Raw genomic sequence first — 17,091 nt, forward strand, 5'->3', positions numbered from 1 at the left:
AACAGTGGAACCATTTGTTACTATATTTTTATTTTGTTTACTTATCGGAGCTGTGGTTGGTTTCATGGCTGGGTTATTAGGGATAGGTGGTGGTCTAATTATCGTACCTATTTTACTTCACTTGTTAATAACAGAGCTCGGTTTAGATTTATCTCATGCCATGCCTATGGCAATCGCCACATCATTGTTCACTATTATTCTAACTGGATTTTCGGCATCACGAACCCATTATAAACTAGGAAATGTCGATTGGTTTATTACCACTTGGAGTGGTTTGGGTATTGCCTTGGGCGCGATTTTGGGTGCACAGTTGGCAAGCCATATATCTGGAGAGTTACTAAAATCTATCTTTGCCTTTTTGGTATTCGGGATTGCTTGCTATATGTTATTTGGGAAACGCAAAGCGTCAAATCAAGAGGCGAGTAAGTCTAAGTTGACTGGGGTTGGCTTGTTTGCTGGATTTTTGTCCTCGTTAATGGGGATCGGTGGTGGGTCAATCATGGTGCCGTCCCTTGTGTGGTTCAATATATCTATTAAAAAATCCATTGGCTGTGCTTCTGTATGCGGTGTTGTTATTGCTATATTCGGCTCTTTAAGTTTTGTTCAAGCGGGGTGGAATAATGTTCACTTGCCAGAATTTTCTTTTGGTTATATATATTTACCTGCTGCAGTGGGTATAGTTATCACGTCTGTTTTAACAGCCGGCATTGGGGCTAGAGTCAGTCAAAAGTTAGATACAAGTGTACTTAAAAAAGTCTTTGCAGGATTTTTGACTTTTGTAAGCTTGGTAATGTTATTTGGTTGATACCAAAGTAAGAGAAAGATGAAATGCAACAGTATTTAGATTTAATGCGCCATGTTTTGGACAATGGTGTAAAAAAGGAAGACCGCACAGGAACCGGCACCATTAGTGTTTTTGGTTATCAAATGAGGTTCGATTTAAGCAAGGGGTTTCCACTTGTTACCACTAAGAAGTGCCACTTACGCTCCATTATTCACGAATTATTGTGGTTTCTTAAAGGTGAGACTAACACCCAGTACCTAACTGAAAACAAAGTTAAAATTTGGGATGAATGGGCCACTGACTCCGGAGAGTTAGGGCCAGTTTATGGTAAGCAATGGCGCAGCTGGGAAGGCGCCGATGGCCAAGTTGTTGACCAAATTAGTGAGTTAGTCGAGCAGATTAAAACGAACCCCGATTCTAGGCGTTTGATTGTTAGTGCTTGGAACCCGGCTGTATTACCAGATACGAGTTTTTCTCCGAAGGAAAACGCAGCCCAGGGACGACAAGCTTTACCTCCTTGTCATACTATGTTTCAGTTTTATGTATTGGAAGGTAAGCTGTCTTGTCAGTTATACCAAAGAAGTGGTGATATTTTCCTTGGTGTGCCCTTTAATATTGCTAGTTATGCTTTGCTGACTATGATGTTGGCACAGGTGTGTGATTTAGAGCTCGGTGACTTTGTGCATACTTTTGGAGATGCCCATTTGTACTCAAATCATTTAGAGCAGGCAAAGTTACAGTTAAGTCGTACGCCTCACCCCTTGCCTAATATGCGTATTAATCCTAATGTAAAAGATATATTCGCTTTTAAAATTGATGATTTTGAATTACAAAATTATCAAGCCCATGACCATATAAAAGCGCCAGTAGCGATTTAGTTTTGAAACCTTTAAATAATAACTGAGTGACATGTCAATATGACGACACCCGTACTGATTTGTGATGATTCGAGTTTTGCTCGTAAACAAATGCAACGATCCATTCCCGATGGTTGGGATGTAGAGATTAGCTTTGCTGAGAATGGCTTAGAAGCCTTGCAATTGATTCGAGCAGGTAAAGCCGATGTGATGTTTTTAGATCTTAATATGCCTGTCATGGACGGCTACGAAACCATGCAGGCAATTAAAGAAGAAGATTTACCGACTATGGTTATTGTGGTTTCTGGTGATGTGCAACCAGAAGCTCGGACGCGCATGTTAAAAATGGGGGCTTTGGATTTTATTCGTAAACCTACGGATAATGCTAAATTAGCGGAGATCCTCGTTCAGTATGGTCTATATTCTGGAGATTTTGAAACATCTCAGAGAGTTCAAGACGTAGCCCCTGTGACTAAGAATTCAATCGATGAGCAGTTAGATGCCTATCGAGAAATGGCCAATGTGGCTATGGGGCAAGCGGGAGAAAGCTTAGCTAAGCTCTTGGGAGAGTTCATTGATTTACCTATTCCAAATGTTAACTTAATCACTAACACAGAGCTGCATATGGCAATTGCCGATATTCAGTGTAATGAGAGTGTCTCTGCTGTATCTCAAGGGTTTATTAGTGCGGGAATCAATGGTGAGGCCTTAGTCATTTTTAATGATTCGAACTTTGCAAATATGGTGAAGTTGCTGAAATACACAGAAGGTGAGAGTGATGCTTCTTTTGAGTTAGAAGCATTGATGGACGTATCAAATATTTTAATCGGTGCTTGCTTAAGGGCGCTTTCAGAGCAGTTACATTCAGTTTTCAGTCATAATCATCCTATTATTTTAGGGCGGCATTGTGATTTAGATGAAATCCTAAAAACCACCACAGATCGTCAGGAAGATATGCTTGCAATTGAAATTGCATATTCGATTAAAAGCCAAGAAATAAATTTTGATTTATTGCTTTTATTCCCGCAGAAATCTATCGATCTAGTGTTCGATAAGCTAGTAAAAAACAATTAATAAGGCTTTGTAATGGCAATTGATAGTAGTTTAGCTGAAATGCATTGGAAGCATGATCTCCTTGGTTCGATTGAGGTTGGAATTGTAGTTTTAGATAGAAACTATAATGTCAAAGTATGGAACCAGTTTATGGAAAACCATAGTAGTATCGTTCCAGGGATGATCCAAGATAAGAGCTTGTTTGAGTTTTTCCCTGAAATAGACGAGCGTTGGTTTACTCGCAAAGCTCAACCAGCTTTTACTCTAAAAAGTCCTGTTTTTATTATCTGGGAACAGAGACCTTACTTGTTTCGTTTTGACTGTAATCGACCGATAACATCCCAATCGGAATATATGTTCCAGAATATTACTATTTTTCCGTTGGCGTCATTAACAGGTCAAGTCGAGCAGATTTGTTTGGTTATCTATGATGTAACGGATGAGGCTATGGGAAGGCTACGCATAGAGTCTTTAAATAAACAGCTAGAAAAAATGAGCCGTACAGATGGCTTGACGGGTTTATACAACAGACAATACTGGGAAGAGCAATTAGTGATGGAGTATGCTCGAGATAAAAGAACTGAAGTGCCCTCTGCGCTTGTGATGTTAGACCTTGATCACTTTAAGCATATAAATGACACCTATGGCCACCCAGCTGGAGATAGTGTTATCAAGTCATTTGCTAATGTGATCAGAAAAGCAACTCGCGGAACCGATTTGGTAGGGCGATATGGTGGTGAAGAGTTTGCTATCATTTTACCTGATACCCCGGTGGAGAATGTAGAGTTTGTGGCACAACGTATTCGCCGCTTTGCGGAAAAAAAGCCGGTCATCCATGGTGATATTGAAATTAGTTACACTGTGAGTGTTGGTATAGCAGGTTTTAATGAGTCATATAAATCATACACCGAATGGTTAGCAGCCGCCGATAATGCCTTATATCAAGCCAAGGAGTCGGGTAGAAATAAGGTTGTTATAGCTGAGTAATCTCCCCTCTCGGAAGTTAAAATTTTAATAATAATGTGACTTAATGACTAAGAAGACTTTCAAAGAAGCGATTTTAAATAAACGAATGCTAGTGTGTATTACCACTGGCTTTTCATCTGGTTTACCTCTTTACCTACTTATTCAGTTCGTACCTGCTTGGTTACGTTCTGCTGAAATTGATTTGGCGACTATTGGTTTAATTAACTTGGTGCTGTTTCCATATACCTGGAAATTTTTATGGTCACCCGTTATGGATAGGTTTGTTCTGCCATTTTTTGGCCGCCGCAGAGGCTGGATGTTTGTCACTCAGTTAGGCTTAATTGCTTTAATGGGATCACTTTCTTTGTTTGACCCGGCTAGCCAGTTACAAAGCATAATTATCATTGTTTCTGCAATTGCCTTTTTTAGTGCCAGTCAAGATATAGTTATCGATGCTTATCGCCGAGAAATCCTGCCCGATGACGAGCTAGGTGCAGGTAATGCTTTTTATGCCCAAGCTTATCGAATTTCTTCATTTGTACCTGGTTCTTTGGCAATGATCTTAGCAGGCTTTTTCCCTTGGTCTGTTGCTCATTTGTCGATCGCTGTATTTATGTTAGTGGGCTTAGTGACAACGTTATTGATTAAAGAGTCCTCTAAACCAGGGGAGGAGCCTCAAACGTTAAAACTTGCAGTGGTAGAGCCATTTAAAGAGTTTTTTGAGCGAAGTGGTTGGCAGAACGCTTTGTGGATCCTGTTCTTTATCATCTTATATAAATTAGGCGATAGCATGGCCACTGCGTTAGAAACGCCGTTTTTTATGGATATGGGCTTTACGACAGTAGAAATAGGCTCAATTGCGAAAGTATCAAAAACACTAGGGGCCACAATAGGAACTATTATTGGTGGTTTGGCTATGGTGAAGTTAGGTATTAATCGTAGTCTTTGGGTTTTTGGTGCATTTCAAATTGTGTCTATCTTAGGTTATGTACTCTTGTCTGTGGTGGGCTATAACCACTTTGTTTTGGCTTTAGCTAGTGGGTTAGAGTACTTGGGCGTAGGTTTAGGGTCGGTTGCTTTGATTGCATTTATGGCAAGTTCAACGAATAAGCATTTTACTGCAACACAATTTGCCTTGCTGTCTAGTATTGCGGTGATACCCAGAACATTTGTGAGTGCTACGACTGGGTTTGTTATTGAATCAGTAGGTTACACTCAGTTTTTTGTAATTTGTTTTTTATGCGCAATACCGGGAATGCTGATGCTATTTAAAATTGCACCTTGGAACGGGAATAAAGTAGAAACAAAACCGCAATAATTAAGGCCTAATACCTATGCAGTCTAGAGGAAGTGGGTACTTACCTTTGTTCTCTAAACAATCTAAGCAGGTTTCTAGCTCTTCTCTTAAAAATATGTCTTGCAACAGAACGTCTTGTGGCCAGTAGTGAATTTGATGTAGTACATGCCAAAATACATGTTCGGTTTTTTCGTAAGCTTGATGCTTGTCTTTTTGAATTTGAGACCACTCTTCCATGGTATCCCAAAAATGTAAGTCTAATTCACTGTAAGGGATTTTATTATTTAAAAAGCCCCTGACGAAATAAATCAGCTGTTTAGATTTTTGGTTTATAAAAGTATTAACACTAGACACCAGTGAAATTCAACCGTATTGCTTACCTAAATCAAGTATAGACATTATTACTTGTTTTTCTTGAAAGGGTGGGATCTTTACACAATCTTTGCACAATTCAGTTTGTAAAAAGTGAATGGCGTTTGGTGCCTACCACCCCATGTATGTGGTCCAGCCATAGATTTCCTTACTGAGGTAAAGGTTACTTTGTTGAGTGTAAAGGTATCCCATAATTGAGCGTTGACGGTACTGCAATTTTAAGGATTTAGTGGCTGATATTTTTCTTAGTTCTACTGTTTGTCGCGCCCAGCTATTATCATTTTCACTGAATAAATCTAATACCGGCATAGGAGTGTTAGCCATTAACAAAGGCAAAGAGTCATTAAGTTTTCTCTCAGGCCAGAAGGGACTAATGGTCACAAGTGCATCTGGAATGTCTAATTTTTTCTCAGAATATATTTTAGTCATCCAAGCGGCTGATGTTCCTTGAGCAATGACAATAAAAAAGCCAGGGTAATTAGCTGCTTGCCTTGCGGACTCCTGCAAGATGGCTATTAACTCTTTCTCATGTAACGAAAATGCTTCAGGGTTAAGTTGAGTCATAGCAGATTTATTTAAATCTGAGATATTTTGAATTGACGCCGTTTTATCGGAATTGGCCATTGATTCTGGCGCTACATTAGTACCTTCTTGGTCCGTGTTGTTTGCTGGTGGTTCAGTGGTTAGCTGCAAAAAACCAACTTCTGGCGCGGGCATTAGTAAGGTTACCCAGCCTAACTTATTAAGTTCATTAGCCAGCGGTTGCAATCCCTTTTGCCCTATTATTGGCCTTCCACTTTCGGGGATCATAATCGCGACCCCTAAAGCTATTGCCGTGGTATTTTCTTGTACCAAGTAAATAGCTTGTCTATCACCTAGGGTAAAGTCTTTGTACTCTTCTGAAAATAGTGCACGCTCTAAGTCCAACGTTTTTAACAGTTGGGTATCTGGAGCGGCTTCACTTATAAACGTTAAAATTATAAATGAACTAATCGTTAGATATTTAAAGATGTTATTGGCTCATAAGAGGGTATATAGGGGTTATCGGAATATACCTTTCAGTTCTTTAATTCCAAACTGCAAAAATAAAGACTGTTATGTTTAGCAGCGCTAGCTTAAGAGCTTTTTATACAGCAAAAGGTATTTGCATAAGAGCAGGGGGGTTAAAACGGCACCTGTGTTGCAAAAGTCATTACTTTTTCGGTGTTTGGGTGGCGAAAACTTAAGTTAGTTGCATGTAAGTTGAGCCTAGGTGCCATTTTTAGGGCTTGGCTATGTGCATATAGCTTGTCACCTATAATTGGGTGGTCAAGGCTAAGCATATGAACTCGCAATTGATGAGACCTTCCTGTAATGGGACTTAACTCAACACGTGTACTGTCAGTATACCTTTCGATTACACGCCATTTAGTGAGGGCTTTTTTACCACGCTCATGGTCTACCATTTGTTTTGGGCGGTTAGGCCAGTCACAAATTAGTGGTAGGTTAACCTCTCCACTGTCATTGTTCATTATGCCAAACACCACAGCATGGTAGGTTTTAGATGTTTCTCTGAGCTCAAATTGTTTAGATATATGGCGGTGGGCATGCTTATTGAGTGCCATTAGCATTAAACCTGAGGTGGCCATATCAAGCCGGTGTACTACAGTCGCTGTTGGAAATACTAATTGCACTCTAGTCTGTAAGGAGTCGAAGTGCTCTTTAGCCTTACCTGGAACACTAAGTAATCCACTGGGTTTATTTAAGAGCACAATATCATCATCCTGATAGACAATATCCAGATACGGCCGAGTTGGAGGAGAGTAATTTAGAAGTGCCATACTAGACCTACTGGGGATTATTCACTATGAAGCGTACGGCTTCTAGGTTTAATTTAGCACTATGCATTACCTTTTCTAAACTGGTGATTTGTTGCGTTAGGTAATCGATTTCGTCATCTCGAATAGCTGGGTTTACTTTTTGTAAGCTTTTTAGACGGCTTAGCTCGTCACCCAGTTGCTCTTTCATTTCAGCTATGCGTTGGCTTTTTATATGCTGTGCGGTTTTTTCAGCGTATACATGACTGTGCTCTAAACACTTTTCAAGTTGGGGTTTAAGGGCATTGATGAGCTGGTTCCCCATTTTAGGTAACACTGAGTTTAATTGTGTAAAACGCTTGTCTGTTAATGCTTGGTTCGCATCTAAACAGACTTTGACTGGCGTGGGGGGCAAGAACCGCGAAAGTTGCAGGCCTTTGTCAGCCTTAGCTGATAGCACGAATAAACATTCTAACCAGTAGCTTCCTGCTGGTTTGGACTTGTCTTGACACAAAGCGACAGCACTTTTTCCTGTGACATCAGTGGTTAGCGTGTCCATTGCATGTTGTATCATGGGGTGATCCCAGCTTAAAAATTGTACATGCTCTAAAAGAGTAGCTGTTGGCCTTTCGTAGGTGATGGTCATGCCTTCTTCATCTAAACCCGGTAATGGCCCTATCATTTTTTCGGTGGGTTTTAACAGGTAACAGCTTTCATCGTGTTCTTCTTGTAACACTCCTAAGCTATCAAACAAACGAGTCATAAATAACTCAAGGGTAGGGGAGTCTTCTGCATCATTGAGTTGTGTTAAGAATGCATCGATACGGCCTTGGCCAGAGGAGTTGAGTTCTAATAGCTTGTCTCGACCTTGTTCTAGCTTTTTCTTCAAATCTTTATGCAGTAAAGCAGTTTGATTGATTAACTGATAATTCCTTTCTGAATTCTCTGGATGCTGGATGCACTCTAATAGCAGCTCTTCGGTTTCTTCATAAACTGTCATTCCAGTTGGACAGGTGTGCTCAAAAGCCCCTAAGCCTTGATGGTACCAATCTAGTAATACTTGTTGAGCACTCATATCAAAATAAGGAACATGGATACATACGTCATGTTTTTGGCCGATTCTATCTAGGCGGCCTATACGTTGTTCCAGTAAATCAGGCACTAAGGGTAAATCAAATAAAATCAGGTGGTGGGCAAATTGAAAGTTTCTTCCTTCACTGCCTATTTCGCTACAAATAAGTACTTGGGCGCCATCATCGGCTTGTGCAAAATAATTGGCCGCTTTGTCACGGTCAACAATACTCATACCTTCGTGAAAAACAGTGGATCTTGTTCCGGCTTTTATACGCAGAGCTTCAGATAATTGTAATGCGGTACTCGCATTGGCACATATAGTAAGTACCTTTTTACCTTTTAGTGATTTTAACTGGGAAATAAACCACTCAACTCTAGGGTCTATCTCGGTCCAACTGTTTACTAAATCAGGGTGTCTTTCGGGAGTCAGTTGCAATTGTATATTATCTGGTTCACTGGCAAGAATGGCTTCAAATTCCTTTGGAAGCGTTAATCCAGAACTAAAGAGTTGACGCTTTGGAAAACCTTTTACCCCAGCTCGACTATTTCTAAATAACAAACGTCCAGTGCCATGGCGGTCTAAAAGTGTATGCAGTAACTTGGTTTTTTGTTCAGTGCTCGCGGTGTTAATACCTTCTAACATATCGGTGTCGGCAAAATGTCTAATCGCGTCTATGTCCTGTGTAGAGAGTGTTTCACCGTGAATTAGCGGGTTTATAGCCTTAGCTAACTGACTATATTGCTTTTCTTCATTTACAAAGCTTTGATAATCATGAAAACGTGCTGGGTCTAGCAAACGTAAACGAGCAAAGTGGCTATCATGTCCAAGTTGATCTGGAGTAGCTGTGAGTAACAACACACCCTTGGTAACATTAGCTAGGCCTTCAATGACTTGATACTCTTGTGAGGGTTGACCTTCAGACCAAGTCAAATGATGAGCTTCATCTACTACCATCAAATCCCATTGTGCTTCTAATGCTTGCTGATAGTAGCGGCTATTATGGGTTAGAAAATCTAGGCTACAAATGATTAATTGCTCAGCTTCAAATGGGTTATTGGCATCTTCTGCCATAGCTTCACAACGCTCTGCATCAAACACAGAAAATGCCAAGTTTACGCGACGTAACATTTCTACTAACCATTGATGGACTAGGCTAGATGGCACCACTATTAATACTCTTTGAGCTCGCTCTGTTAATAGTTGTTGATGGATAATTAAAGCCGCCTCGATGGTTTTTCCTAGGCCTACTTCATCGGCAAGTAATACTCTAGGTCCATGGCGTTGACCTACTTCTGAGGCTATATGTAATTGGTGAGGGATAAGGTCAACTCTTGCACCCACAAAGCCCAACAAAGGAGAGGTACTATGAGTAAACTGATGAGTTAAACACTGCTCTCGTAAATCGAACCATTTAGGATCATCGAATTGGCCGTTGAGTAAACGTTGTTCTGGTTGATTAAGCTGAAAGTGATGGTCTACGAAGGTTTCTTTTAAGGTCACGGTTTCTTGATTATCTGTGCGAACACCAACATAGGTAAGCTGCCCATCTTTTTCCTCAAGATGTTTTACTATGAGCTCCCACCCTTCGTGGCTTTTTACTGTATCACCTAAGTCAAACTTAATACGGGTAAGGGGGGCGGTTTGTGAGGCGTAGACTCGGGTTTCACCTGTTGCAGGAAATAACACAGTGACTGTACGGGCTTCGATTAACACAATAGTTCCTAAGCCTAACTCAGTTTCCGTGTCACTGAGCCAACGTTGCCCAAGTGCTAACATATCTTGCTTCGCCATTTGTACCCTCACTTATAAAATAGTGGCTGCTAGAGCTACTTGGTAACCCTAAACTGAAGGGCGCGCATTGTAGCAAAAATAAAATTTTATACTGTTTAAAAATAGATGATTGTCAGAAGAAAGTGGTTTATTGTTGGTATTAACTAATTTGAAAATTAGTTTGGGTGGTAACCCATTCGTAAACCTGTAGTTAAATGTGTGTGTTTGGCATAGATTCTTAGACTCAGTTGTTTACTGCATCTTATGTTTTTCAAAATTCGTTTAGCTGGCAGGCCTTTATCTGTAAATTTAGGAGCGTCGGATGCAAAAAAAAGCAGCACTAGATTCAAAAATTTATGTTTTAGATACCAATATTCTCCTCCACGAACCCCTCGCATTTTTATCCTTTAAAGAACATGACGTTGTCGTTCCCATGACAGTCCTAGAAGAGCTTGATTACATCAAAGATAGCAAAAAAGATGTAGCCAGAGATGCTCGTATTTCCATTAGAGCTATGGAAGACCTACTACATGAAGCCACACCTGAAGAGCTTATGCAGGGGGTATCTATGGAAGGCTTAGGAGCAGGTGAAACCGCTCCAACAGGTAAGCTTTCTATTTTTGTTGACCATGGCATGCCTGTATCGCAACAGGTTTTTACTAGTAATGAAAATGATAACCGCATCATTAATAGCGCCCTTTATCTACAAAAATCACAACATCCAACTCAGATTGTTCTGGTTACCAAAGACATTAACATGCGTTTAAAAGCCAAAGGAGCAGGGCTTGCCCATGTAGAAGATTATCGCACCGACCAACTTGTCACGGATATTAAATATTTGTCTAAGGGTTACCATGAGTTCTCTGGTAATTTTTGGGATGTAATTAAGGCTGTTGATAGTAGAACGGAAGGCAGGGACACGATCCACACAATTGAGAAAAAAGTGCTACCTGAAGCCTATGTAAATGAATTTCTAATCGACGAGAGTAAGAGTTTTGCGGGCTTGGTTGAGTCTATCAATGGCGATTATTTAGAAGTTTTAGATTTAGGTTACGACCGACTAATGAGCCACAAAGCTTGGGGAATTCATCCTAAAAATATCGGACAAGCCATGGGATTGCATGCCCTTTTAGACCCACATATAGATTTGGTGGTGCTAACTGGGCCTGCTGGCAGTGGTAAAACCTTGCTTGCTTTAGCGGCTGCATTGGAAATGGTCGTAGAGAAGAATATGTACGACAAAATTATAGTGACCCGCAGCACACCAGAAATCGCAGAGTCTATTGGTTTTTTACCGGGTACTGAAGAAGAAAAAATGGCGCCTTGGTTAGCGGCTATAACTGACTCATTAGAAGTGCTACACAAAAACGATGAAAATACCAAAGGCTCCATGAGCTACATTATGGAAAAAGCTAACATTCAGTTTAAGTCTGTTAACTTTATGCGTGGCCGTAGTATTCAAAATGCGATTGTGATTTTGGATGAGTCACAAAACCTGACTGCATCACAGCTGAAAACCATTATTACACGCTGTGGCGAGGGCACTAAGTTGATTTGTAGTGGTAACTTGGCACAAATTGATAGTAACTACTTAAGTGCGGTAACGTCTGGTTTAACCTATTTAGTCGAGAAGTTTAAAAACTTTTCAGGCAGTGCTACTTTGAACTTAGATGGAGTGGTACGTAGTCGTTTAGCTGAATTTGCTGAAGAGCAATTGTAAGTTTATTTTTAAGTGAAATGTTAGGCCCTGTTATCTGAGTAATGGGGCTAAATCACTTTTTCATAGCTATACATTCTCGACAGTATATTACTTCGGCTAGTGTTCGAAATGTTAGAAAGAGGTATCTTTGCGGGGCCTGTTGGTTCCATCAGAGTATAACCAACCCCATCTATTTCATAGGTTTTTTCTGATGGGCTCAGGGGGAGTTTAACGCCTAATAAAGCATGGTTTGGTAGGTACACCATTACCATTTCCACATTAGGGAGCAGAGCCCTGATTAAACTTGCCATAAGCACACTTTTACTGTCGCAATCGCCAATGTTATTAGCTATCACTGAAAGCGGTGGCAGGTAGCCCGCACCATTTGAAGTCATGCGATCTTGAAGTTCATCATATGGAATGCTTTGAACCCAACTAAGTAATAAATTGATATACACCCTTGGCTCACTGTTTTCTGGAACCATTTTATAGATTGCTTGTGCAATTGGCATTAAAGCGAGTTTGTTTTCGTTAATGTAGCGTATATGGTCTGGCTTCACGGCTTCTTGCCCTAAATAGGAGTGGAAGCGGCTATAGTAGTTGTCTTCAAGATATTGGTCGAACGCCTTCTCTTGACTTATCGCCATTGATTGCTGCCATTTTGTTAAAAGCTTGCTGGAGCGGCTTTTGACTTGAACTTGAACATCCTGACCTATCTTATGGATTTGAATCCTCGCTTCTCTAGGGTCTATGTTACGGGCTTCTTTGTGCAATTCTATATACACATACTGCTGTGCTAAATCGGCAACAAAGCGCTTATGGTTTTTAGTATTTAAGCTTTTAGCAGGTATGGTGAAATCTAATATTGAAATTTCATCTTCGCTATCTGTCCACTGGTAATGGAAGTTAAGGTCTGTACCATCTTTAGATTTATTGAAATAGATTTGCTCGCTCTGAATAGGTAGTGAAATAAACAGTATAAAAAGAACTAGGGTGCGCCTGAATACATTAGTATTTTTATACATAGTTATTTTCCTGTTTTCCTAGACTAGTGCTATTTCAGCATAGCATTTTCTGTTGGCATTGGGCTAAGCCGTTATAAAAATCATAGTGAAAGCTGTGGTTAATGCGACTTTGAGGTATACTCGCTGCAATTAAGTTTGGGAGAGAAATAATGCGAGTATGTGGTGTTGAGTTGAGTGGGAATGATGCAAATGTGTGTCTTTTATCTTTGGATGATGAGGTGTTTCAAATTCCAGATTGCCGTGCTCGTAAGTTTACTTTACCAAAAGATGCCGTTAGTAAAGATATACGTTACTTTCAAAAGTCATTTGCTCAACTAGTGACAGATTACAAAATTGACAAAATAGTCATCCGCCAGCGTCCCATGAAAGGCAAGTTTGCTGGTGGAGCTGTAGGTTTTAAATTAGAAGCAGCATTAGAGTTATTGCAAGATGTAGACGTAGAAGTCATTAGCCCGGTGGCGATTAAAGAGTCTTTAAAGCGTAACCCTGTACATGTTCCTATGGCAGAAACAGGTTTAAAAATGTTCCAAGAGGTGGCGTTTAATACCGCTTTTGCCTACTTGATGAAAGATAAATACGACTTATAAAAAGTAAGTTTAAAATAGCAAACAAAAACGCCGTTATTTTTGCAAATAACGGCGTTTTTTATTTTATGTATGAACTAGTTCAATAAAAATAATTGCATAGCGCCTAGCTTACTTTTCAGCTACTTGCCAAACAGATACTGTACCGCTAATTTCATTACCTATTATAACCAAAGCATTGCCAGTTGGGCTGGTATCAGCGTCTACAAACACCATACCTTCTGGAGCGCTATCTCCTATGATATCGCCATCTTCAGTTAGGTCTCGGTTGATCACATAATCAACAAACTCTGCACTGTAAGGGTTGGTAATATCGTAAACAAAAATCCCACCCATGCGTTCTAGGCCAATAAATGCATAGGTTTTATCGCCCACTACACCTATTGTTAAAGCTTCTGGCTCTGGCCCTTTGTTGGCAGAGCGTGAGTCGCCTTCATTGGCATCATTATTGTTGTTAAAAGCGTCGCCGTGAATTGAGGCAGTGATACGTTCAAAGTCATCGCCCGAGTCAAATACAACTAAGCCATTAGCATCCCAGATAGTGAAAGAACGCGCGCCGTAAGCGTATATTGCTTCGTATTCGCCATCGTCATCACTATCACCTAAAGCAGAAGTCACAGTTAAGCGTCCAAGTGGGTAACTTGTGAAGTCGTCATCTTCAGGATCATCACCTGCTATTGTTTCAAGGTTTGAACCAGGGGCATACTCTAAACGTCTAGCTTGGGTTTCATCTGTGTAAGATAAACAACCGTCATCGTCATCAAAATCTACACCGCCAGCTGCTTCACATAGGTCTTCGTCTTGCTCACCGTCAGCGTTTAATGTGTCGAAAAAATACTCTCGTGCATCACCTTCGTTAGCAGAAACAATGAAAGTCGCGTCTTTCCACTCAAAAGAGGCAATAGTATCTGGCATGTACATGCCATAAACATCCTCATATTGGCCAAAACTAACGGTACCATCTTCCATACCATCTAGTTGATATTGGCTCCAATCTTTAAACCCTAAACCTACAATTTCAACACTGTAATCAGACAAGTCTACTATGGATAAACCGTTGTTTTCTTGTAAGGCTACATAGGCAAATTCATTTGTAGCAGTGATATATTCAGGCTCTAAATCTTGCGCAACACTAGTGTCGATTAACGTACCGTTTATGGTTCTACCTGAAGGGTTAGGGAAGTGCATGCCCTGTGCTTCAAGGGTTTCTTGTTGACCATTGAAGTCGGTGAAATCTATCGCTATTGCAGTATCTGCAGGTATGCTATCTGTGATAGTAATGACAGAAATAGAACCCTCTGGGTCGATGTTATAATCACCGCTAGGTTCACCTTCATTAGCTGCTATGGCTTTAGTGCCATCTGGAGTAAAGGTAACCATATCTGGCAGGTTACCCACTTCAACGGCTTTCATAAATGCAGGTGCACTAGTGTCTAATCCGTTATAGAACAATACAAAACCATTGTTTGCTTTAGCGCTTGCAGGTACTGCAATAGCCATTAAGTCGCCATAAACCGCTACACTGGTTGGGCCGTCAAGTTCAACGCCATCTTGAGTGGTCGGCAGTACAAGTGCATTAGATGTCATGTTGTTGGCAGTAAGAGGGTTTGAAACCGCTTCAGATGTAATTGAAGAAGCATCAATGACTTCTACAGTTGGCTCATCAGCTGCACTATTGATTGCATAGATAGTATTGGTAGCTGCGTGATATTGAACGATTTCAGCTGCACCTTCAGGGTCGTTTTCGTTAAGCTGAATACGGCCCACTAGGCTTAATTCTATTCCGGCATTTGCATCGGCACCGTCTGCTCCGTCTAGGCCATCAGCTCCTGTTTCTCCTTGGGCTCCAGCTACACCATCGGCACCGTCGTCGCCCTCTAAGGCGCACCCGGTGATTGATAAAGTAATCGCTAAGGCGATTGCCGTTTTGCTAAAAAAAGTTGATTTTGACACTATTGGATTCCTTACTCATTTGTTAATTATGACGATAAGGATATGAAAGCTGGGTGACAGTTAGGTGAAGCTGCTGTGACGGATTTGTTACACTAAAGAAGACTTATAAAAATAGGCTTTGATTTAATTTAGCTTGCATTGCAGGAGTCGGTTGATGCTCTGGATTTATAAATTCAATGAGGTGTGTGGCTCTTTCACAATATAAAATATCTAGGCTAAGTCGGTTATTACCATACAATCCTCGATGGATCATTTTGGCGGAAAACACTAAGCCATCGCCATATTGTAACGGTAGGCTTTTACCCTTAGACAAACCCTCTGCATTTGTATGCCCATTTTGTTGCAAGCGTACTTGTAACTCTTCTTCGCTGTCCCATTTGTTATGTGAGCCAGGTATCAATTCTATTCCGGGTTCATCTTTAAGGGGTACTCTAAGGTGCAGTACTTCAGGCCCTATCAGTGCCGCTTTTTGCTCTTCAATTGACAAGTGGTATTGAGGATCTCTATGCCAATAATTAGCTTGATTAGAGGTGACTGGGTCAAAAAATAATTGTGTGCCCATAAACAAAGGATTCGGAATAAGCTGTTCAATTATACTGAGTATAGATGTGTCACAAATCAGCTCGAATAGCTTTAGCCTCATTGCATCGGTTAGGTATTGCTGCGAGGTTAAACCAGAGCTATTCACAGCTTGTTTGCTATAAAACGCATAATTGTCTTTGCGCCAAGCATGATGAAAAACATCTACCAAGTCTTGTATTGGTGCAAGCTGCCCTTCAACGAAATGATTAGTTAACTTAACATAACCATATTCGTCAAAGTGCTGTTTATGAGCCGAGTTTAACATTTGGCCTTATGGGTTAATGGTATCTTAGTTCCTCTACTTTGCCCCAAAATACTCGATATGAAAACACTGTGTAGGCCAGAATACAGGGTATGACGATAAGTGCTCCATATAAAATAAACCTAAGTGATTCTGGCGCACTTGCGGCTTGCCATATGGTTAGTTCACCTGGTACCACATAAGGATAAAAACTAAATGCTAGGCCACTAAAACAAAAAATATACACGATCACAGTAATTAAAAATGGAAGCCAGCAGCCTATATCATTTTTTAATGGGAGTTTTCTGAGGACTAAATACCCTACATACATTAAGGTAAAACAGGCAAAGGGTATAATCGCCACAAAGTATGCAAATGGTGCCCTAGTCCAACGTTCGAACACAAAAGCATTTATTAGAGGGTTGACAATACACACCGCTATTATGCCTACGAAGCTAATTATTCCTGCCAGTTTTGCCCATTTAATAGCGCGTAATTGCAAATCGTCTGTGGTTTTTAGAATCAGCCAAGTACTACCAATTAAGGCGTAAGCACAGGTAACACCTAACGCACTTAAAGCTGAGAACAAGTAGGCTGCTAGGGTAGTTTCAAAACCCATCACAAAGCTTCCCAGCATATACCCTTGACTTAAACTGGCTACAAATGATCCTAGTTTGAACACTTGATTCCATCTATGTTTGTTCACTTGAGCCACTTTAGCTCGAAAGTCAAAGGCGACGCCTCTGAGTATGAGCCCAATTAGCATAATGGCGGTTGGAATATACAAACTTTTAAGTATGGCACTGTGGGCGCTAGGAAAGGCTATCAATAACAAGCCCACGGCTAGTACTAGCCAAGTTTCATTTGCATCCCAAAATGGGCCAATTGAAGCAATCATTTGATCCGCTTGCTTGTCGTTTTCTAGGGGGAGTAATATTCCAACCCCCAAGTCATACCCATCTAATATGGCATATACAATGACAGATAAAGCCATAAGTCCTGCAAAGATTACTGGCAAATTATGATCGGCAAACATA

General features: G+C 40.6%; 15 protein-coding genes. 7 read left to right on the plus strand and 8 right to left on the minus strand.

Annotated features, from left to right (window positions below; translation table 11 throughout):
- Window positions 1-4 precede the first annotated feature (4 nt).
- From ACMUMK_RS02410 to ACMUMK_RS02430, 5 genes are read left to right on the plus strand one after another with little or no spacing between them, the layout of a single operon-like run.
- Window positions 5-805: a sulfite exporter TauE/SafE family protein gene (locus ACMUMK_RS02410; protein ID WP_414699530.1), complete on the plus strand. Its 801-nt coding sequence runs from the start codon at window positions 5-7 to the stop codon at window positions 803-805.
- A gap of 23 nt (window positions 806-828) precedes the next feature.
- Window positions 829-1,662 (plus strand): thymidylate synthase, encoded by an 834-nt coding sequence (locus ACMUMK_RS02415; protein ID WP_414699531.1) that lies wholly within the window; start codon window positions 829-831, stop codon window positions 1,660-1,662.
- Window positions 1,663-1,701: 39 nt separating this feature from the next.
- A complete protein-coding gene (locus ACMUMK_RS02420; protein ID WP_414699532.1) occupies window positions 1,702-2,715 on the plus strand; it encodes a response regulator in 1,014 nt (337 codons plus the stop codon).
- A 12-nt stretch (window positions 2,716-2,727) separates the two neighbouring features.
- Window positions 2,728-3,681, plus strand: a complete 954-nt coding sequence (locus ACMUMK_RS02425; protein WP_414699533.1) for a diguanylate cyclase — start codon at window positions 2,728-2,730, stop codon at window positions 3,679-3,681.
- A gap of 43 nt (window positions 3,682-3,724) precedes the next feature.
- On the plus strand, window positions 3,725-4,978 hold the full coding sequence (locus ACMUMK_RS02430) for an AmpG family muropeptide MFS transporter (RefSeq protein ID WP_414699534.1): 1,254 nt from the start codon (window positions 3,725-3,727) through the stop codon (window positions 4,976-4,978).
- Here the strand turns inward: ACMUMK_RS02430 and ACMUMK_RS02435 are convergent, their stop codons facing one another.
- The 4 genes from ACMUMK_RS02435 to rapA all read right to left on the minus strand — a co-directional run bounded on the left by ACMUMK_RS02435 (window position 4,979) and on the right by rapA (window position 9,991).
- Entirely contained in the window at window positions 4,979-5,194 is a 216-nt protein-coding gene (locus ACMUMK_RS02435) for a hypothetical protein (protein WP_414699535.1), read from the minus strand.
- A gap of 246 nt (window positions 5,195-5,440) precedes the next feature.
- Complete coding sequence (locus ACMUMK_RS02440) at window positions 5,441-6,340, minus strand: DUF3530 family protein (protein WP_414700316.1); 900 nt, start codon at window positions 6,338-6,340, stop codon at window positions 5,441-5,443.
- Window positions 6,341-6,492: 152 nt separating this feature from the next.
- Complete coding sequence (locus ACMUMK_RS02445; protein ID WP_414699536.1) at window positions 6,493-7,149, minus strand: RluA family pseudouridine synthase; 657 nt, start codon at window positions 7,147-7,149, stop codon at window positions 6,493-6,495.
- Window positions 7,150-7,156: 7 nt separating this feature from the next.
- Window positions 7,157-9,991 (minus strand): RNA polymerase-associated protein RapA, encoded by a 2,835-nt coding sequence (gene rapA, locus ACMUMK_RS02450; protein ID WP_414699537.1) that lies wholly within the window; start codon window positions 9,989-9,991, stop codon window positions 7,157-7,159.
- 301 nt (window positions 9,992-10,292) lie between these two features.
- Here rapA and ACMUMK_RS02455 point away from each other — a divergent pair, with 301 nt between their 5' ends.
- Window positions 10,293-11,690, plus strand: a complete 1,398-nt coding sequence (locus ACMUMK_RS02455) for a PhoH family protein (protein ID WP_414699538.1) — start codon at window positions 10,293-10,295, stop codon at window positions 11,688-11,690.
- Between the two features lie 47 nt (window positions 11,691-11,737).
- Here the strand turns inward: ACMUMK_RS02455 and ACMUMK_RS02460 are convergent, their stop codons facing one another.
- On the minus strand, window positions 11,738-12,694 hold the full coding sequence (locus ACMUMK_RS02460; RefSeq protein WP_414699539.1) for a hypothetical protein: 957 nt from the start codon (window positions 12,692-12,694) through the stop codon (window positions 11,738-11,740).
- A 149-nt stretch (window positions 12,695-12,843) separates the two neighbouring features.
- On the opposite strand from ACMUMK_RS02460, the gene ACMUMK_RS02465 reads away from it, so the two are divergent.
- The gene (locus ACMUMK_RS02465) at window positions 12,844-13,281 is read left to right on the plus strand and encodes a DUF3010 family protein (RefSeq protein ID WP_414699540.1); all 438 of its coding nucleotides are present in this window, start codon (window positions 12,844-12,846) and stop codon (window positions 13,279-13,281) included.
- Between the two features lie 108 nt (window positions 13,282-13,389).
- Here the strand turns inward: ACMUMK_RS02465 and ACMUMK_RS02470 are convergent, their stop codons facing one another.
- The 3 genes from ACMUMK_RS02470 to cydB all read right to left on the minus strand — a co-directional run bounded on the left by ACMUMK_RS02470 (window position 13,390) and on the right by cydB (window position 17,090).
- On the minus strand, window positions 13,390-15,231 hold the full coding sequence (locus ACMUMK_RS02470; protein ID WP_414699541.1) for a choice-of-anchor I family protein: 1,842 nt from the start codon (window positions 15,229-15,231) through the stop codon (window positions 13,390-13,392).
- Between the two features lie 103 nt (window positions 15,232-15,334).
- Window positions 15,335-16,078, minus strand: a complete 744-nt coding sequence (locus ACMUMK_RS02475; protein WP_414699542.1) for a phytanoyl-CoA dioxygenase family protein — start codon at window positions 16,076-16,078, stop codon at window positions 15,335-15,337.
- 13 nt (window positions 16,079-16,091) lie between these two features.
- Window positions 16,092-17,090: a cytochrome d ubiquinol oxidase subunit II gene (cydB, locus tag ACMUMK_RS02480; protein WP_414699543.1), complete on the minus strand. Its 999-nt coding sequence runs from the start codon at window positions 17,088-17,090 to the stop codon at window positions 16,092-16,094.
- Window position 17,091 lies beyond the last annotated feature (1 nt).

The sequence above is a fragment of the Paraglaciecola sp. 2405UD69-4 genome (genome assembly GCF_047525415.1).
In the GTDB taxonomy this organism is placed as follows: domain Bacteria; phylum Pseudomonadota; class Gammaproteobacteria; order Enterobacterales; family Alteromonadaceae; genus Paraglaciecola.